This window comes from Caproicibacter fermentans, assembly GCF_014303955.1.
GTDB classification, from domain to species: Bacteria; Bacillota; Clostridia; order Oscillospirales; family Acutalibacteraceae; genus Caproicibacter; species Caproicibacter fermentans.
The window spans coordinates 2,387,521-2,404,561 of record NZ_CP060286.1 but is presented as its reverse complement, the minus strand read 5'-3'; the positions used below and the strand labels follow the sequence as shown (position 1 = coordinate 2,404,561).

Sequence of the window (17,041 nt, the reverse complement as noted above, 5' to 3'; positions counted from 1 at the left end):
CAGGGGCGGGGAAAAACGGAGGAGTCGGAATATGACGATTACCCACGCAGCGATTTACACACAGAACCTGAAAAAGCTGGAAGAGTTTTACTGCAGGTGGTTCGGCGGCAAGGCCGGGCCGGAATATGAAAATCCGTCGAAAGGTTTTTCCTCCCGTTTTATCAGCTTTGAGTCCGGCGCAAGGCTGGAGCTGATGCACAGCCGGAACCTGAACGAAACCGTCCGGCGCGAATTCACGGCGGGCTATGCGCACCTTGCGTTTTCCACGGAATCGGAGCGGGAGGTGGATAATCTGACGGCCCGCATGAAGGAGGAGGGCGTGCCCGTGGTGAGCGGGCCCCGCAGGACCGGGGACGGTTACTATGAAAGCTGCGTTCTTGACCCGGACGGCAACCGGGTCGAAATTACCGCCGGATAACTCCGGTTTTCAGGAAAGATAGGGCGCCAGCGGTTTTAGAAGCAGGCACAGGCCGTAGATGACCGGCTGGTGGAACAGGTACAGCACAAGCGCGTGACGCCCGAACCACGAAAGAATCGGCACCTGCGGGCGGTAGGCGATCTCCGGGAAACGGCCGGCCTTTGCCAGCTTGCCCACAAAGGTGCCCGCCGCGAAAACGAAAATCCACGGCAGAACGGGAAAGTAATCGGAGCTTTCGAAGCCGGGGCCGGGAAAGCCGAGCGGCGCGAGCCACGCGAACGTGTAAAGCCCGCCCGGAAGAGGAATGCCGAAGCCCGGTCCGCAGCCCAGAAAACCGCGCGGCACGCCGCGGGTCAGAAAATACAGCGCGAAGCATGCGATCACGGCAATCCACGAAAAACGGAACCGGTCGGCATACGGCTTCAAAAAGCCGAACAGGATCATGCAGACCGCAAGAAAGTGCAGCACGCCGAACGTGATGACGTCCTCCGGCACGAAAATCCGGGTGACCAGCGTCACGCCGAGCGCGACGGCCAGCAGCTTCGTCCCCCGCCTGAGGTTGGAGTGCGTCAAATACGAGGCGATGCCCGAAATAAACAGGAACATCCCGGCGAAAAAAGGTTCGGCGGGCATAAAAAAATTGAAAAAGTAAACGCCGATATTATTTCCGAACAGATAGCCGAACGTATAAAATCCGTGGTAAAACACCATGCAGAACACGGCGAATCCGCGGAGCTCGTCCATCAGGTGAATTCTTCCGCGTCCGTTCGGCGCGGTGATGCTTTCCGGCATGGAGGCGCCTCCCTTTGGGTAATAACCGGCCGCAAGGAAATCCTCGCGGATTTCCCGGCGGTCAAGGATGAAATCCTTTTTTGGATATGATATAATAAAGTAGAATACCGTGCCCGTTCTTTCCGGGCACAAAAGAAATCATATTATTATATCATGCAACTGGAGGAAATTACAATGCCGGATACTCGATTGACGAAAGAATACGCCGTCACGCAGGAACTGCTTGCCTCCCGCATGGGCAGCGGGGCGCTGCCCGTGCTGGCAACGCCCGCCGTTTCGGCCTTTTTTGAAAACGCGGCGATGGAGCTTGCCGCCGGATTCCTTGCGGACGGCGAAACGACCGTCGGGTCGAAAATCACCGTGGAGCACCTCGCGCCGACCGCGCCGGGCTGCGCCGTAACGGTGACCGCCGAGCTGCTGGAGCATGAAAAAAGGATATTTCGCTTTCGCCTGGAAGCGCGGGACAACGCCGGGGTGATTGCAACCGGCACGCATGAACGCGTCAGCGTGAAAAGCGACCGCTTTCTGCAAAAGGCCGACCAAAGAAAAAGCGCGGTGGCCGAATGAGCTTTCGTCATGACCTCGTCCTGTTTGACCTGGACGGCACCCTGACGGATTCCGCGCCGGGGATCACCGGCGGGCTGAAGGAAGCTTTTCAAAAAATCGGCTGGCCGGTTCCGCCGCGGGAAACCCTGCGCAAATTTATCGGCCCCCCGGTCCGGAACAAGCTCAATGAGACGTATCCGGAAATGAATGAGGAAGCCGTCTCCGAATTCATCCGGTTCTACCGCGATTATTATAACAGCCGGGGCGCGTATGAAAATTCGGTTTACCCCGGCATTATGGATCTTCTGGCGCAGCTGAAGGCGGGCGGCGTCCTGCTTGCGGTCGCAACCTCCAAGCCGGCGACCCCGGCCAAGCGGGTTTTAGATCATTTCGGTCTTGCGCAGCCCATGGATTATATTTCGACCGAAGACGATTCCGAATCCGGCAGGGGAAAAGAACATCTGATTCTGCCGGTTCTGGAGCAGTCCGGCGTGCCGGCGTCCCGCGCGGTCATGGTCGGGGACACCAAGTACGACGCGGGCGGCGCGCGCAGGGCCGGAACCGATTTTGTCGGCGTTCTGTACGGGTTCGGCTCGCAGGAGGAAATGGAGCGCGAGGGCGCGGAAAATTTCGTCGGCTCGGTCGAAGAGTTGCGTGATTTTCTGGTTGACAAATAACACGCGCTGTTGTATGATAATCCCAAAATAGAAAAGGGGTGCTGGGTATTTCCCGGCTGAGAGCAGGCGGATTGACGCCTGAAACCCATAACCTGATCTGGATAATGCCAGCGTAGGAAAACGAAAGTTACGCTCCGCGCAGGCCGCGGGGCGTTTTTTGTTCTCCATTAGCAGAATTCCGGACGAAATGGAGGGGCAATTATGACAAATGAGAACACGAAAACAACGGGACTGAATCCGACGGTGCTCCGGTTGGTGGAAAGCGCGGTCATGCTTGGGCTTGCGACGGTGCTGAGCCTGATCAAGCTTTACCAGATGCCGCTGGGCGGGTCGGTGACGCTTTGCAGCATGCTGCCGATTTTGCTGATCGGCTACAAGTACGGCGTAAAATGGGGCCTGCTCACGGGCTTTACCTACGGGGTGATCCAGCTTTTGCTGGACCTCGCGGCTGTGATGTCGTGGGGGCTGACTCCCGTGGCAATTACGGTATCGTTTCTTTTTGACTATCTTCTGGCGTTTGCGTTCCTGGGCCTTGCCGCCGTTTACGGCAGGAGCTTCCCGAAATTTGTGGCGGGGATGTTCACGGGAGTGCTTCTGCGCTTTGTATGTCACGTCATTTCGGGCGCGACGGCTTACCTTTCGTGGGTGCCGGCGGAATGGAGCGGTCATCCGTGGCTTTATTCCATGGCGTATAATGCTTTTCTTCTGCCGGATTTCGCCATCTGCCTGGTCGTCGGCGGCCTTCTTTATAAACCTCTGAAGAGGTTCCTTTGATTCTTAGGCGGATTTGGATTTCAACAAGGAGCGGCGCCCCGTCCGGGGCGCCGCTCCTTGTTGAAAAATACTGTTTGGAAGAAAATATGCCGTCGGTTAAGATTTCGCGGGCAGCCAGCCGCTGACCAGGTCCTCGTTGCTGTTCATCCAGGAACGGGCCGCTTCCAGCGGATCGTCCGCGTCCGCGACGGCGCCCATCAGGTCGCCGAGCTGATCGCTTGTCATCTTGAAATTGGTGAGGAACTTCGCAACGTCCGGAGCTTTCTCATCCAGCTTTTTAGAGCCGAGCTTGTGGATGGATTCCGCTTCGCCGTAGGTTCCCTTCGGGTCTTTCAGGAATTTCAAGTCCCATTTGGCGAACATCCAGTGCGGCTGCCAGCCGGTCACAACAATCGGCTCCTCGTTGTCAACGGCCTTTTTCAGCGCCGCCGTCATGGTCGGGCCGCTGCCCGGCATCAGCTTGTAATCAAGGCCGTAATCCTCAAGCGCCTTGTCGGTCGTCGTCATGATTCCCGCGCCGGAATCGATGCCGACAATGGTGCCGTCGAATTTATCTTTGTTGGCGTTCAGCTGGTCGATGCTGTCGATATCGACATAGGACGGAACGACCAGGCCGATTTTCGCGTTGTCAAAGCTGACCCCGTAATCCTTCACTTCGGAACCGTATTTATCCATATAACTTTTATGGGTAACCGGAAGCCAGCAATCCAGGAAAACGTCGGTGCCGCCGCTTGCCAGAGAAGCAAATACCGGCGCGACGTCCGTCTGAACCTGCTTGGTATCGTACCCCATCTTATCTTTTAAAATCGCGCTCATCAGGTTCGTCATGGCGATATCTTCCGACCAGTTGACGTAACCGATTTGAATCTCGGGTTTCGTTCCCCCGTTTTTCGCGCTGCCTGTCTGGCTCGCCGCGGAGCTGCTTTCCCCGTTCTGGGCGCATCCCGCAAGCATACCCAGGCAGATTGCGCCTGCCAGTATTGCCGCTGTAATTGATTTCTTCATTTCAATCCCCTTTCAGAATAGAATGTGTGAATTTATTGAAAAGCCAAAGTGGCATTTTCCGATAAGATTATTTAGCGTTGATCTTATTTCGGTTTGATTTGCCGATTCCCTGCGTGATGCGGTCCAGAATCATCGCGAGAATGACGACGGCGAGGCCGCCCTCGAATCCCTTGCCGACCTCCAGCTGCGTGATGCCCTGCAGCACGGTGATGCCGAGGCCCTCCGCGCCGATCATGGAGGAAATGACCACCATGGAAAGCGAAAGCATGATCGTCTGGTTCAGCCCGGCCAGGATGGTCGGCATTGCGAGCGGAATCTGCACCTTGAACAGCATCTGGTTGCCGGTGCAGCCGAAGGAGCGCGCCGCTTCGATCACGTCGCCCGGAACCTGCCGGATGCCGAGGTTTGTCAGGCGGACGGCGGGCGGCATGGCGAAGATCACGGTCGCGACGGCGCCCGGCACCACGCCGAGGTCAAAGAAATAAACCGCGGGAATCAGGTACACAAAGGCGGGCATGGTCTGCATGAAGTCCAGAATCGGCCGGATGATGCGGTTGGCCGACTCGCTTCGCGACATCCAGATGCCGACCGGGATCCCGATGAGCAGGGCGATCAGCGTGCTGGTTATGACCAGAGCCAGCGTTTCCATCGTCTCCGTCCAAAGGCCGATGGAAACGACGACCAGAAGCCCGACCGCGGTAAAAATCGCGGTGCCGCGGCCGGCGAGACGCCAGGCAAGCAGCGCCAGAATCACGATCATGACATAGAACGGGATAAAGTTGAACAGGTGCTCGAAGGAAGTTACGACCCAGAGCAGGATCATTTTGATCCCGCCGAAAAAACCGGCCCAGTTTTCCGTCATCCAGTCGATGGCCTTTTCCACCACATCCCCGATCGGAAGTCTATTCATTTTCATCATCCTCCCCGAGGATACCCGACAGAACGGATACTTTCATAATGATGCCCACCACTTTTTGCTCCTCGTCGACCACGACGATCGGGTATTTGGAATTGATGACGAGGGGAAGAAGTGTTTCAATGGAGGTGTCGGGCGAAACGGTCTCCACATTTGTGTCGATGGCGTCCTTGACGCTCTCCGGCTCGTGGGCGCCTGCCTTCAGCAGATCCACCGCTTTGTCGATGGAGAGAATCCCTTTCAGGTGCCGGTCCCTGTCGACGACGAAAATGCTGGAAATGGAAGCTTCCCTCATTTTGCGGACGGCAACCCGCACGCCGTCTTTCGCGTAGGCGATGGGGTCCGGCCTCCTCATGATGGTGGAAGCGGTGACAACCTTGACGCGGTTGACGTCCTGTACGAATTCGCGAACGTAATCGTCCGCCGGATTCGTAAGGATGTCCTCCGGCGTGCCGGTCTGCACGATGACGCCGTCCTTCATGATCGCGATCTTGTCGCCGAGCTTCAGCGCCTCGTCCAGGTCGTGCGTGATAAAAATGATGGTCTTGTGCATTTTGGTCTGCAGCGCCAGCAGCTCGTCCTGCATCTCCTTGCGGATCAGCGGGTCAAGCGCGCTGAACGCTTCGTCCATCAGAAGAATATCCGGGTCGTTCGCCAGCGCGCGCGCCAGGCCGACGCGCTGCTGCATGCCGCCGGAAAGCTGGGAGGGCATGCGGTCCTCGTGTCCCTCCAGCCCCACCAGGCGAAGCGCTTCGCGCGCTCTTTCGCGGCGGGTGTTCGGGTTCACGCCCTGAATTTCAAGCCCGAATTCCACGTTGCTTTCCACCGTGCGGTGCGGCAGCAGGGCGAAATTCTGAAAAACCATCGCGATCTTTTTGCGGCGGATTTTCAAAAGGGCTTCCTTATTGCTGGCGGCGATGTTTTCGCCGTCGATCCGCACCTCGCCGGCAGTCGGCCGGATGAGCAGGTTCAGGCAGCGGATCAGCGTGGACTTTCCGCTGCCGGAAAGCCCCATCACGACGAAGATTTCTCCTTCCTCCACCTGAAAATTCGCGTTGTTCACGCCGACTCCGTGTCCCGTGGACTTCAGGATTTCGGCTTTCCCTTTCCCTTTTTCCAGAAGCGGGATGATCTTTTTTGGATTGGAACCGAAAATTTTATATAAATTTTTGACTTCTACTTTCGGCATTCCATCACTCCCTTAATCCTATCAAAATCGAAAATTGATCGGTTCATTTTTAAAAACAGACAACTCTATTATAACTTGTAGGTTGCAGGATGTCAACCTCAGGGAATTGAAATTGTAAATATATGGAAAATGAAATGGATTTTTCTCCGGTCTCATGAATTGCATCCCCCGCGGATTTGCGGTAGAATAATAAAAGCGCGGATGACCGGCAGGCTGTTCGCATATACTGAATAGGCAGTATGGGTTTTATCGGATGGAATGGGATTTTTGGAGGGATTCGGCATGTGGGACCGGTCAATACTAAAATCAAACGCGAAAGTCGCCCTGCGCGGAAGGTACTGGACCGCTTTTCTGGTTACTTTTCTTTTTTTGCTTTTAACCGGAGGCTTTCAGCTTGCGGACCCGGGATTCTGGCGCGGGTTCGGAATTTTTCCGTGGTTTTCCGCCGAAACGCGCGCGAAGGGCAGCTTCATATGGAGCTTCCATTTCGGGTGGCTTGGAATATTGTACGCGATTTTTGTCGTGCAGCCCCTCGTTATCGGAGTTTCCCGCTACTTTGTCCGCAATCATTTCGAGTCCGCCGAGGTGGAAACCGCGTTCAGCGGGTTCCGATGGAATTACATGAACGGCGTGAGCGCCATGTTTCTCACGGAGCTTATTATTTGTCTCTGGACTTTGCTTCTGATCATTCCGGGAATTGTAAAGGGATTGGAGTACAGCATGGTTCCGTTTCTTCTTTCCGACAACCCGTCCCTGCCCGGCGAGCGCGCGCGGCAAATCAGCCGCGAAATGACGGACGGCCAAAAGGGCGCGATCTTTGTTTTTGACCTGTCTTTTCTGGGATGGTTTCTGCTGGGGGCGCTCTGCTTTGGCGTCGGCATGCTGTTTGTTCTGCCGTATTACAGCGCGGCGCAGGCGGAGCTTTATTTATTCCTGCGCGACCGGGCGCTTCGAATGGGGTTTGTCCGGCCGGAAGAGCTTTGCCTGGGCCGCTCCGGTCCGCAGTCCTGATTCCGGCTTTGCCCGCTTTTGTAGAATTCCCTGATTTACCCGGATTCATGCCGGAATTTAAAAAACGAAAAGAAAAATGAGAAAGCGGCCCCTGGCTTCCTAAATATTCCAGCTCTTCTGCCGATATATATTCTATCAAGAAGCAAAGCAGGGTGTTTTATGGCGGTAGAAGGAATTGCGGCGGCTTCGGCAGTCTCTCAGACGGCGGATTCCGGGCAGAGCACGGAACAGGACCGGATTTCGGAGCTGGTCCGGCTCGAGCAGGATGTCCAGAAGCTCAAAACGGATTACAAAGACAAGGCGAATAAAAACGGGATGTCTCAGACCGAAGTCACCAGTAAAATCAGGAAATATGAAAAGCTGATTGCGAAAATCGAACAGGAGATTCGCCGGATCAAACGGCAGGAATCCTCACGCCCGGCCGGGCTGAAAAAGAAAGACGGAAAAGACGGCGCGAAGCGAAGCGACAGCACGGTGCTTTCCATGGCCGCGCTGAAAGCGTCTTACCGCATGCTGATTCCGGTCTCCGGCCTGACGGCGGTACAGGAGGTTTCGGAAGAGAGTAAGGCGGACCTGAGCACGCAGGCCGGCGGGACTCTGGACGAGCTGGTTTAGAAAAAACGCAAAAAAATCCCCCCGCGCGGAGTTTTCGGAAACCGCGCGGGGGGATTTTTTGCTGCCATGGAATTTTTATCGGGATTTTTCGTACAACTCCTGGATCAGCCGGAGGATGTTTTCGGCGGAACGGGATTTGTCGAAGCCCTTGCAGGAGGAGCGCATTTCGCTCAGCTTTCGGTTGTCCGCAAGCAGAGAGCGGATGGTCTCTCCGCAGTCCTGGCCGTTTTCCAGCTTGACGGCCATGTTATGGGTCAGAAGGAAGTTGGCGTTGTCCTCTTCCTGGCCGGGGATGGCGTCGAAAACGGCCAGCGGAATTCCGCAGGCGAGCGCCTCCGAAACGGTCAGCCCGCCGGGCTTTGTAATCAAAAGGTCCGCGGCGTGCATATAATTTTCAACCTCGTTTGTGAAAAACACCAGTTTGGTCGGCTTGGGGCTGTCCGGAATCAGCTTGGCGATTTCCTCGTAAAGGCGCTCGTTGCGCCCGGTGATGACGATCATCTGAAAGTTCTGCTCCAGCCGCACGATCTGCCGGTAGATTTTCAAAATGTTGGTCACGCCGAAGCTGCCCGCCATAATCAGGATGGTGGGAAGGTACGGGTCCAGCCCGATCTTTTTCAGAAAAGCGGGCCGGTCGCCCGCCGTGAAGAAGACGTTTTCAACCGGAATCCCGAACGGGTAAATTTTTTCTTTCGGGACGCCCATCGCTTCCATTTCAGAGATCATGTCGCCGTTCGCGACCACATAGGCGTCCACGTGGTCGGCAACCCCACGCGCGGTGCGGGCCGTAATCGGTCATCAGGCAGATCAGCGGGGCCGTGACGGCGCCCGCCCATTTCAGGTGAGAGATCATTTCGGTCGCGAACGGGTGGGTGGAAATAATCACATCCGGTCTTTCCCGCTCCAGAAGCGGCACCAGCTTCAGGCTGAACGCCCCGCTGAACCGGGAGACCAGAGTGGAAAGAAGGCTCTCTTCGTTTGTTTTGCGGTAAAGCTGGCCGAATACCTTCGGCGTTTTTGTCGCAAGAAAATGATATCCGTCGCAGACAGTTTTGTTCAGAACGCTGCTGATGCTTTTCAGCGCGTCGACCACAACCACTTCGCTGCCGGCGGAGTTCTTTGAAATATAGGCCTGTATGGCGCGGGAGGCGCGGATATGCCCGCCGCCGGTTGCCGCGGTTAGAATTAAGAGTTTCACGTAAACACCCCTGAATTTGATCATTTGCGGAGCTTTCGCCGGTTATACCAAAATTATTATATCATATATTTGGAAAAGATACCATGCCCCGGCGGCGCGAAAGCGCAAGCCAAAATGGTAACAGGACTGTGACTTTACGCGGGGCGGAGCAGGGGATATAATGGAGTCGCGGCCGCATGGCCGAACAGGGGGTACGTGCATGATTGCTGAAAACAAGGCCCTGCAGCCTCAGGCCGTGGGAAAACCCGGAAGGAAAACCAAAGCTGCCGTTGCCGGCGCGCTGGTTTTGCTGATTGTCGCGGGCGCGGTGCTGGGACGCAGTCTCTATTTAGGATATCAACATTCCAGGGAGGTATCCGCCGCGATCGACACCGACGCGTTCTATTCCGGAATTGTCGTTCAGGGCGTCGAACTGGGCGGGAAAAGCATGAGCGAGGCGCAAGCGGCCGTGGAAGCGGCCCTGTCCGGCGCGCAGAGCCCGGTGGAGCTGCGGATTGCCGGCGCAGGCAAAACCTGGCGGATTACGAATAAGAATCTGAAGTTTCAATATAATACGAATGATGTTCTGAAAGAGGCCTACGCCTGGGCGCGCAGCGGGGACCGGGAAGAGCGCTACCGGCAGGTGCAAAGCCTGAAGACCTCGCCGAAAACCTATACGGTGACGGGCAAAGTGGAGGAATCGTCCCTCGAGTCCGCGTTGAACGCCGTCGCCGACGAAGTGGATACCGCCGCGCAGAACCCGCGTGTGACCGCTTTCAACACGGAGACAAAGCAGTTTTCGTTTGCAAACGGGAAAAACGGCGTTTCGGTCGACCGGGAAAAACTGCTCGCGGGGGCAAAATCCGTGCTGGAATCCGGCGGGGTGGGAACGGTTTCGCTTTCAACCGGGGAAGTCCCGTTTAAAGGCACGCTTGACGACTTGAAAGCCCACATGAAATTGCTGGGAACTTTCAGCACGGTCAGTAAAAACAACGCGAACGGAACCTATAATATGACGAGAGCGCTCCTTTCCGCAAACGGAGTCTGTGTGGAACCGGGGGCGACGTTCTCCTTTTTCGGCACCGCGGGAGAGTGCGGCCAGGCGCAGGGTTACAAGCAGGCCGGCGCGATCTTAAACGGAAAGCTGGTTCAGGAATACGGCGGCGGCATCTGCCAGGCCTCCACCACCGTTTACGGCGCCGCGGTACGCGCCGGAATGAAAATCACCGAGCGGTACAATCACTCCATCCCGTCCAGCTACTGCCCGATCGGGCAGGACGCGACCGTCAGCTACCCGGGTCTGGATTTTAAATTTACCAATCCGGCCGATTACCCCGTGTACCTGGTCACGTCCGTGAAAAACCGCGTGCTGACGGCGGCCGTCTACGGCTATCATCCGGACGGATACGACTCGGTCGACGTCGTTTCGCAGGTGACCGATACCATTTCCGCCCCGACGCAGGCGCAGTATATTCTGGACCCGTCGCTGAATAAGGGCGTAATCAAGATGACCTCCAAGGCGCGCGCCGGATATAAGGTGAAGGCGCAGAGAATTTTTCGCAGGAACGGGACGTCGGTAAAAACCGAAGACCTGCCGTCCTCTTATTACCGGCCGCAGCCGGCCTATTATGCCTACGGCAAAGGGACCGACCTGACCCGCGAATCCGCGGCGCGGGGCGCTTCCGCGCAGCCGGCGGAATCCTCCAAACCCGCGTCCTCCCCGCCGCCCGCGGCGAAGGTTTCCTCCGCTCCGCCCGCTTCTTCCGCGCCGGCCGCCTCTTCGCCGGTTTCCGAAGATTCCGCCGCGGGCGCGGCGGCGAACGACGATGTTACCGCGCAGGGGGAACCCGCGGCGTGAAACGGCGGAGAGACGCCGCGCCGCGCGAAAAACAACTTGACTTTTATGCCGCAATCTGCAAAAATGGTGATGACGGCAGGCTTGACTTTTTGAAGAGCCGGATGTGCCGTTTTTTAGACTTCACAACAAGCGGAACCGCGCCTGCGGAAAACGCTGTCTTGGAAAGGAAGAACCGATTTGACTGAGACGCATACGCCGGTAATCAGTGTTGTGATACCTGTTTACAATGTTGAAAAATACGTGGGAAAATGCCTTCTGTCTCTGGAGGAGCAGACCTTTGGGGATTTTGAAATTATCGCCGTCAACGACGGCTCCACGGACGGCTCCCTCGAGATTCTGCGCCATTTTGAAGAAAAATATGACAATATTACGATCATTGACCAGAAAAACGAGGGAATGTCCCAGGCAAGAAACGCCGGAATGGCCCTCGCGCGGGGGGAATACCTGACCTTTGTCGACAGCGACGACTATGTCGCGCCGACTTTTCTGGAGGAACTGCATGACGCGTGCGTGAATTACGGCGCGGATATTTCCTGCTGTTATTATTATTACCATTTTATCGACAGTGATTTTCTGTTTGAATATCCCTTTCGCTGCAAGGGCGTCTTTAACCGCACGCAGGCCATGAATAAGCTATTGCGCGACGTGCAGATTCAAAGCCTGGTGTGGAACAAGCTGTACCGCCGCAGCCTGTTTACGGATTACGGCATCACCTTTCCCACCATGTGCTTCGAGGACATGGCCACCGCAAACAAGGTGTTTGCCCACGCGGACCGGGTCGTCGTTCTGGACCGGCCCCTTTATTACTACAATCAGCACTCCATGAGCACGCTCGCGACCATGAACGCGAATAAGATCAACGACTTTATCCGCGCGATCGCAATGGTCCGGATTTCCCTTGAAAAAAACGGACTGTTTGAAAAATATAAAAAAAGTTATCTTGCGCTGACCAGAAAAACCTGCAACTGCTGTTATTTATATGTATTAAAAATGCATGGCGAGAAAAAATGTATGCGTGGGTGTATGACGAACATGCGGCAGATTTCCAAAGCGATGCGGGTCTATTCCGCGGATAAGATCAGTTCCAAGGCACTGTGCGAATTTTCGGAAGTGGTTGCCTCGCCGGAAAAGCTGGAGGAAAACTACTCGGTTCGATAGTCTGCGGCGGGAACGTAAACGAGGTGAGCGACGGGTGCCGTCGGAACGGTTGGTGGAAGAAAATACAAAACGGCGAAAGATCTTTCAGGCGGCGCTGTTTGCGCTGACGCTGGGGATGCTGGTCTATTTCTGCGTTTCCGGAAACAACCTTGCCGTTTTGATTCAAAGTCTGCCGAACATCAGCCTTTTCTGGATGCTCTGCGCCGCTGCGAGCGTTTTCCTGAACTGGATGATGGACAGCCTGATCATTCACACCCTGATTTTTCATACCAGCGGCGGCCGGTACGGATTCGGCAGCGCGTTTCGGGTTACGATGGTGGGGCAGTACTTTAACTCTATCACGCCCTACGCGCTGGCGGGCCAGCCCATGCAGTTTCTCGCGCTGACCGGGCAGGGAATTTCCACCGGGGTCGCCGTTTCGACGCTGGTCAAAAAATTTCTGGCGTACCAGACCTCCCTTACCGTGTATTCCCTGCTGGTCATTCTGGTGAAATACAAGTTTTTTCAGAGCAGGATTCAGGGCTTTATGGCGCTGGCGTTCGTCGGATTTCTGTATCAGGCCGCCCTGGTCGTCGCGCTGGTTCTGTTTTCCTACAGTCCGGGGTTCACCACAAAACTCATCCGCGGCGCCGTGTGGGTCCTGACCCGGGTTCACCTGGTGAAAAAGCCGCGGGAAACGGGAGAAAAGGTGAAGGGCCAGCTGGAGTTTTTTCTGGAAAACAACCGTGCCCTTCAGGGAAAGCGTTCGCTCGGCGTTAAAATATACGGCTTTACGGTCATTCAGCTGACGGCGCTTTTTCTGGTGCCTTTTTTTATTTATAAGGCCTTTCACAACCCCGGCGCTCCCGTCGTCGATATGATTTCGGCGCAGAGCTTCGTCACCATGATTTCCGGCTACACCCCGCTGCCCGGCGCGGCGGGTGCGGCCGAGGGGAGCTTTCTCGTGATTTTCCAGATGTTTTTCGCGCCGGGGATCATTCAGCAGGCGATGCTCTTGTGGCGCCTGCTTGCCTATTATTCCTGCATTGTGGTCGGGGCGTTTTTCGCGGTTCCGGAGCGCAGGCGGGCCGGCATGAAATCCGCGCGCGCGGCGAACGCGGCGGAGCCGCCGGTTCGCGAAGCCGGGCAGGCGGCAAACAGCGGAGGAATCAAACATGAATGACGGTTTTTTAAAAATTGCGGCGGCCACTCCGGAAATCCGGGTGGCCGACTGCCGGTATAATCTTGAGTCGGTCTGGTCTCTGATGCAGGAATGCGAAAAGCGCGGCGTCGCCGCGGCCGCGTTTCCGGAGCTCTGCCTGACGGGCTACACCTGCGGCGACCTGTTCCGCGACCGGACGCTGATTTCCGGCGCGGAATCGGCCCTTGCCGAGCTGCTGGCCCGGTCGCAGAGGCTCAATCTGCTCACGCTGGTCGGACTTCCGGCCGCGGTCGGCGCGGATCTTTACAACTGCGCGGCGGTCTTCTGCCGCGGCGAGCTTCTGGGGCTGGTGCCGAAAACGAACCTGCCGAACTACACCGAATTTTACGAAGCGAGGTATTTTACGCCCGGCCCGGATTATCGGCAGGCAACCCTCTGCGGGCGGGAGGTTCCGCTCGGGCGGGATCTTGTGTTCCGCTGCGGCAGCGTGCCCGGCTTTTCGGTCGGCGCCGAAATCTGCGAGGACCTGTGGGTCCCCTGCCCGCCGTCGGTGCATTTGGCGCAGAGCGGCGCGACGGTGATTTTCAATCTTTCCGCAAGCGATGAAATTATCGGCAAAGCCTCTTACCGCCGCGACCTGGTGCGGATGCAGTCCGGGCACCTGGTCTGCGCTTACTGCTACGCGGACGCGGGCGAGGGCGAATCCTCGACCGATCTGATCTACGCCGGGCACAGCGTCATTGCCGAAAACGGGACGGTGCTTGCGGAATCGGAACAGTTCACGACCGGCCTGACCACGGCGGACGTGGATTTGGAGCGCCTTTCTCAGGAACGCCTGCGCATGACGACCTGGCGCAACGAGGGAGCCGCCCATGAAATCGAATTTTCCATTGAAATGCCGGAATTTAAGCTGGAGCGGAAATTCCCCGCGACGCCGTTTGTTCCGGACGACGTTCGCGACCTTGCGGAACGCTGCGAAATGATCCTGAACCTGCAGGCCGCCGGGCTGAAGACCAGGCTCAGGCACACCGGCTCCAAGTGCGCCGTGATCGGCGTTTCCGGCGGGCTGGACTCCACCCTTGCCCTGCTGGTCGTCGCGCGGGCGTTCGATTTGCTGGGCATGGACCATAAGGGAATTCTGGCCGTGACGATGCCGGGCTTCGGCACCACCGGCCGAACCCGCGGCAACGCGCAGAAGCTGGCGGAGTTTTTAAACGCGCGGTTTCTGGAGGTGCCGATCGGCGACTCGGTTTCAAGGCACTTTCAGGACATCGGGCACGACCCGGAAAACCGGGACGTCACCTATGAAAATGCGCAGGCGCGCGAGCGCACGCAGGTTCTGATGGACCTTGCCAACCAGCACGGCGGGCTGGTGATCGGCACGGGCGATTTGTCGGAGCTGGCGCTCGGCTGGGCAACCTACAACGGGGACATCATGTCGATGTACGGGGTGAACTGTTCGATTCCGAAGACGCTGGTGCGGCACCTGGTGCACCACGCGGCGGTGACCGGCCCGGAGGAGCTTCGCGCTTTGCTGGAGGACGTTCTCGATACTCCCGTCAGCCCGGAGCTGCTTCCGCCGGAGGAAAACGGGGAAATCGCCCAGAAGACGGAGCACATCGTCGGCCCGTACGAGCTGCACGATTTCTTCCTGTACTACATGATGCGCTTCGGTTTCACGCCGGGAAAAATTTACCGCATGGCGCTTTCCGCGTTTGAGGGGCGGTATGACGGAGCAACGGTGAAAAAGTGGCTGGGCGAATTTTACCGCCGCTTTTTCACGAACCAGTTTAAGCGTTCCGCCCTGCCGGACGGGCCGAAGGTCGGCTCTGTTTCGCTGTCTCAGCGCGGCGACTGGCGCATGCCGAGCGACGCCTCCGCGGCGCTTTGGAGCAAGGAAATCGAGAGGCTCTGAGCCTTTCTTTCCGGGGAGACGAAACCGTCTGTGCTTTCCTTTGTTCCGCGGCCGCTTCGGTTTTTAACGCCGAAAATCACTTGACAAACTAAATTCCGCTTGGTATACTTAATTAAGTTTAGTTCCAAAGGCGGAATGACAACTCTTTGGAGCAATGCCTTTTTGGAGGAACAATCAGAGGAATCCGATGAAATATTCGGGTTCCTTTTTCTTTTCCTGCGCGGAATGGAAATGGTTCGCCGGGGGAACGAAAGCGGTGAGGCCGGCGCGGTTTTGCCGGGGAAAGACGGAGCGCCCGGGGCGGCTCCGGACGCAAATCAGCCGGAAAAGGAGTCTGATGAAATGGAAAACGTAAATGCCTGGATTGAAAAAATTGACGGATGGGTCTGGGGGCTGCCGCTGATCGCGATGATCCTGATCCTTGGGATTCTGCTGACGGTGCGGCTGCGCGCCGTTCAGATCCGGGAGATGCCGAACGCGTTCCGCTTCATGCGCAGCAGCGGGGACGGGGCCGCGGGGGAAGTGAGCAGCTTTGCGGCGCTCTGCACAGCCCTTTCCGCGACCGTGGGCACCGGCAATATTGTCGGCGTTGCGACGGCCATCAGCGTCGGGGGGCCGGGCGCGCTGTTCTGGATGATTCTGACCGCGTGCTTCGGCATGGCGACAAAGTATTCGGAGGCGACGCTCGCCGTCAAGTACCGCGATGTGGATGAGGATGGGCATGTTCTGGGCGGGACCTTCTACTACATCGAGCGCGGCATGCGGGAGCGGTTCCACATCAGCTTTCGCTGGCTTGCGAAGCTGTTCGCGTTTTTCGGCGCGGCAGCCGGCCTGCTCGGCATCGGCACCATGACGCAGATCAACGGCATCACCAGCGCGGTGCAGGATTTCGCCGATCCGCAGCAGGCGCACACCATTACGATTTTCGGAATGAAATACACCTGCGCGCTCGTGATTACCGCCGTGGTCGTCACAGCGCTGACCGCTCTGGTCATCGTGGGCGGGATCCGGCGCATCTCCAGCGTGGCGCAGGTCGTCGTGCCGTTTATGTTCGTGGTTTATGTGGCCTGCGGGATTTACCTGCTGATCTATAACGCGGGCCGTCTGCCCGAGGCGTTCGGAGCGATTTTCTCCGGCGCGTTCCGCGGCACGGCGGCGGTCGGCGGCTTTGCGGGCGCGGCGGTTTCGGCTGCGATCCAGAAGGGGATTTCCCGCGGAATCTTCTCCAACGAGGCGGGCCTCGGCAGCGCGCCGATTGCGGCGGCCGCCGGGCAGGTGGACTGGGCCGCTCAGCAGGGCCTGGTTTCCATGCTCGGGACCTTTTTCGACACCATCATTATCTGCAACATCACGGGCCTTTGCATCATCGCTTCGGACGCGTGGAAGGTTCCGGGGCTGGAGGGCGTCCAGATTACCGCAGACGCGTTTCGGAAAGGGTTCTTCTTCGCGCCGCGCGTCGGCGAGTTCATCATCATGGCCTGCCTGGTCCTGTTTGCCTTTACGACCATCCTCGGCTGGAATTACTACGGCTCCCGCTGCGTTGAGTATCTTTGCAACAAAAACATGGGCGCGGTCAAGGTTTACGGCTGGCTGTGGGTCCTCGCCGTTCTGGCCGGCCCGTTCCTGACGGTCAGCGCCGTGTGGAACATCGCGGATATCCTGAACGGCCTGATGGCGTTCCCCAACCTGATCGCCCTGTTTTGCCTGAGCGGCGTGGTCGCGCGCGAAACGGACAAATTCCTCGACCACATGAGAAAGCATCCGGTGAAATGACCGCGGATTGACTCTTCCTTCGGGGCATGTTAAAATGAGAACAGATCGGCGCCGGAGGGAAAGCCCCCGGCGCTTT

General features: G+C 57.3%; 18 protein-coding genes and 1 riboswitch. Of the genes, 12 read left to right on the top strand and 6 right to left on the bottom strand.

Translation table 11 applies throughout. The annotated features are described in order from the left end of the window. The first annotated feature begins 31 nt into the window (after nucleotides 1-31). Complete coding sequence (locus HCR03_RS11885) at nucleotides 32-418, top strand: VOC family protein (RefSeq protein ID WP_066645552.1); 387 nt, start codon at nucleotides 32-34, stop codon at nucleotides 416-418. 9 nt (nucleotides 419-427) lie between these two features. On the opposite strand, the gene HCR03_RS11880 is transcribed toward HCR03_RS11885, so the two are convergent. Continuing rightward, nucleotides 428-1,210 (bottom strand): DUF1624 domain-containing protein, encoded by a 783-nt coding sequence (locus HCR03_RS11880; protein ID WP_187034359.1) that lies wholly within the window; start codon nucleotides 1,208-1,210, stop codon nucleotides 428-430. A 174-nt stretch (nucleotides 1,211-1,384) separates the two neighbouring features. On the opposite strand from HCR03_RS11880, the gene HCR03_RS11875 reads away from it, so the two are divergent. From HCR03_RS11875 to HCR03_RS11865, 3 genes are all read left to right on the top strand, one after another. Continuing rightward, a complete protein-coding gene (locus tag HCR03_RS11875) occupies nucleotides 1,385-1,777 on the top strand; it encodes a thioesterase family protein (protein WP_083210080.1) in 393 nt (130 codons plus the stop codon). Then, a complete protein-coding gene (locus tag HCR03_RS11870) occupies nucleotides 1,774-2,433 on the top strand; it encodes an HAD hydrolase-like protein (RefSeq protein WP_066645556.1) in 660 nt (219 codons plus the stop codon). The genes HCR03_RS11875 and HCR03_RS11870 overlap by 4 nt, the downstream gene beginning before the upstream one ends. A 24-nt stretch (nucleotides 2,434-2,457) precedes the next feature. Further along, nucleotides 2,458-2,569: riboswitch (TPP riboswitch) on the top strand. Between the two features lie 65 nt (nucleotides 2,570-2,634). Further along, on the top strand, nucleotides 2,635-3,207 hold the full coding sequence (locus HCR03_RS11865) for an energy-coupled thiamine transporter ThiT (RefSeq protein WP_066645558.1): 573 nt from the start codon (nucleotides 2,635-2,637) through the stop codon (nucleotides 3,205-3,207). A gap of 96 nt (nucleotides 3,208-3,303) precedes the next feature. Here HCR03_RS11865 and HCR03_RS11860 read toward each other — a convergent pair whose 3' ends face one another. The 3 genes from HCR03_RS11860 to HCR03_RS11850 all read right to left on the bottom strand — a co-directional run bounded on the left by HCR03_RS11860 (nucleotide 3,304) and on the right by HCR03_RS11850 (nucleotide 6,317). After that, nucleotides 3,304-4,212, bottom strand: coding sequence for a glycine betaine ABC transporter substrate-binding protein (locus tag HCR03_RS11860; RefSeq protein WP_066645559.1), 909 nt, complete (start codon nucleotides 4,210-4,212; stop codon nucleotides 3,304-3,306). A gap of 67 nt (nucleotides 4,213-4,279) precedes the next feature. Next, nucleotides 4,280-5,122: an ABC transporter permease gene (locus HCR03_RS11855; RefSeq protein ID WP_187034357.1), complete on the bottom strand. Its 843-nt coding sequence runs from the start codon at nucleotides 5,120-5,122 to the stop codon at nucleotides 4,280-4,282. Beyond that, nucleotides 5,115-6,317: a quaternary amine ABC transporter ATP-binding protein gene (locus tag HCR03_RS11850; RefSeq protein ID WP_187034355.1), complete on the bottom strand. Its 1,203-nt coding sequence runs from the start codon at nucleotides 6,315-6,317 to the stop codon at nucleotides 5,115-5,117. Before HCR03_RS11850 ends, HCR03_RS11855 begins: the two co-directional genes overlap by 8 nt. A gap of 282 nt (nucleotides 6,318-6,599) precedes the next feature. Here HCR03_RS11850 and HCR03_RS11845 point away from each other — a divergent pair, with 282 nt between their 5' ends. After that, entirely contained in the window at nucleotides 6,600-7,328 is a 729-nt protein-coding gene (locus tag HCR03_RS11845; protein WP_066645562.1) for a DUF975 family protein, read from the top strand. A 159-nt stretch (nucleotides 7,329-7,487) separates the two neighbouring features. Further along, a complete protein-coding gene (locus HCR03_RS11840; protein WP_066645563.1) occupies nucleotides 7,488-7,943 on the top strand; it encodes a hypothetical protein in 456 nt (151 codons plus the stop codon). A 75-nt stretch (nucleotides 7,944-8,018) separates the two neighbouring features. Here HCR03_RS11840 and HCR03_RS19825 read toward each other — a convergent pair whose 3' ends face one another. Together HCR03_RS19825 and HCR03_RS19820 are read right to left on the bottom strand one after the other, a co-directional pair. Continuing rightward, complete coding sequence (locus tag HCR03_RS19825) at nucleotides 8,019-8,699, bottom strand: glycosyltransferase (RefSeq protein ID WP_267459180.1); 681 nt, start codon at nucleotides 8,697-8,699, stop codon at nucleotides 8,019-8,021. Then, on the bottom strand, nucleotides 8,659-9,141 hold the full coding sequence (locus tag HCR03_RS19820) for an MGDG synthase family glycosyltransferase (protein WP_267459179.1): 483 nt from the start codon (nucleotides 9,139-9,141) through the stop codon (nucleotides 8,659-8,661). The genes HCR03_RS19825 and HCR03_RS19820 overlap by 41 nt, the downstream gene beginning before the upstream one ends. Before the next feature lie 199 nt (nucleotides 9,142-9,340). On the opposite strand from HCR03_RS19820, the gene HCR03_RS11830 reads away from it, so the two are divergent. From HCR03_RS11830 to HCR03_RS11805, 6 genes are all read left to right on the top strand, one after another. Beyond that, nucleotides 9,341-10,978 carry a VanW family protein gene (locus HCR03_RS11830; RefSeq protein ID WP_187034353.1) on the top strand — a complete coding sequence of 546 codons (1,638 nt, stop codon included), beginning with the start codon at nucleotides 9,341-9,343 and terminating at the stop codon, nucleotides 10,976-10,978. Further along, on the top strand, nucleotides 10,975-11,163 hold the full coding sequence (locus HCR03_RS11825; protein ID WP_066645565.1) for a hypothetical protein: 189 nt from the start codon (nucleotides 10,975-10,977) through the stop codon (nucleotides 11,161-11,163). Before HCR03_RS11830 ends, HCR03_RS11825 begins: the two co-directional genes overlap by 4 nt. Next, nucleotides 11,156-12,136 carry a glycosyltransferase gene (locus tag HCR03_RS11820; RefSeq protein ID WP_066645567.1) on the top strand — a complete coding sequence of 327 codons (981 nt, stop codon included), beginning with the start codon at nucleotides 11,156-11,158 and terminating at the stop codon, nucleotides 12,134-12,136. The genes HCR03_RS11825 and HCR03_RS11820 overlap by 8 nt, the downstream gene beginning before the upstream one ends. Nucleotides 12,137-12,170: 34 nt before the next feature. Next, complete coding sequence (locus HCR03_RS11815) at nucleotides 12,171-13,298, top strand: lysylphosphatidylglycerol synthase transmembrane domain-containing protein (RefSeq protein ID WP_066645568.1); 1,128 nt, start codon at nucleotides 12,171-12,173, stop codon at nucleotides 13,296-13,298. After that, the gene (locus tag HCR03_RS11810; RefSeq protein ID WP_066645570.1) at nucleotides 13,291-15,192 is read left to right on the top strand and encodes an NAD(+) synthase; all 1,902 of its coding nucleotides are present in this window, start codon (nucleotides 13,291-13,293) and stop codon (nucleotides 15,190-15,192) included. Before HCR03_RS11815 ends, HCR03_RS11810 begins: the two co-directional genes overlap by 8 nt. A 342-nt stretch (nucleotides 15,193-15,534) precedes the next feature. Then, nucleotides 15,535-16,965 carry an alanine/glycine:cation symporter family protein gene (locus HCR03_RS11805; RefSeq protein ID WP_066645860.1) on the top strand — a complete coding sequence of 477 codons (1,431 nt, stop codon included), beginning with the start codon at nucleotides 15,535-15,537 and terminating at the stop codon, nucleotides 16,963-16,965. The last annotated feature ends 76 nt before the right edge of the window (nucleotides 16,966-17,041 follow it).

Coding starts and splice junctions, on each gene's coding strand:
- HCR03_RS11855 (WP_187034357.1), bottom strand. CDS start 5,122: ATGAATAGACTTCCGATCGGGGATGTGGTGGAAAAGGCCATCGACTGG.
- HCR03_RS11860 (WP_066645559.1), bottom strand. CDS start 4,212: ATGAAGAAATCAATTACAGCGGCAATACTGGCAGGCGCAATCTGCCTG.
- HCR03_RS11865 (WP_066645558.1), top strand. CDS start 2,635: ATGACAAATGAGAACACGAAAACAACGGGACTGAATCCGACGGTGCTC.
- HCR03_RS11880 (WP_187034359.1), bottom strand. CDS start 1,210: ATGCCGGAAAGCATCACCGCGCCGAACGGACGCGGAAGAATTCACCTG.
- HCR03_RS11840 (WP_066645563.1), top strand. CDS start 7,488: ATGGCGGTAGAAGGAATTGCGGCGGCTTCGGCAGTCTCTCAGACGGCG.
- HCR03_RS11845 (WP_066645562.1), top strand. CDS start 6,600: ATGTGGGACCGGTCAATACTAAAATCAAACGCGAAAGTCGCCCTGCGC.
- HCR03_RS11830 (WP_187034353.1), top strand. CDS start 9,341: ATGATTGCTGAAAACAAGGCCCTGCAGCCTCAGGCCGTGGGAAAACCC.
- HCR03_RS11885 (WP_066645552.1), top strand. CDS start 32: ATGACGATTACCCACGCAGCGATTTACACACAGAACCTGAAAAAGCTG.
- HCR03_RS11810 (WP_066645570.1), top strand. CDS start 13,291: ATGAATGACGGTTTTTTAAAAATTGCGGCGGCCACTCCGGAAATCCGG.
- HCR03_RS11850 (WP_187034355.1), bottom strand. CDS start 6,317: ATGCCGAAAGTAGAAGTCAAAAATTTATATAAAATTTTCGGTTCCAAT.
- HCR03_RS11870 (WP_066645556.1), top strand. CDS start 1,774: ATGAGCTTTCGTCATGACCTCGTCCTGTTTGACCTGGACGGCACCCTG.
- HCR03_RS11875 (WP_083210080.1), top strand. CDS start 1,385: ATGCCGGATACTCGATTGACGAAAGAATACGCCGTCACGCAGGAACTG.
- HCR03_RS11805 (WP_066645860.1), top strand. CDS start 15,535: ATGGAAAACGTAAATGCCTGGATTGAAAAAATTGACGGATGGGTCTGG.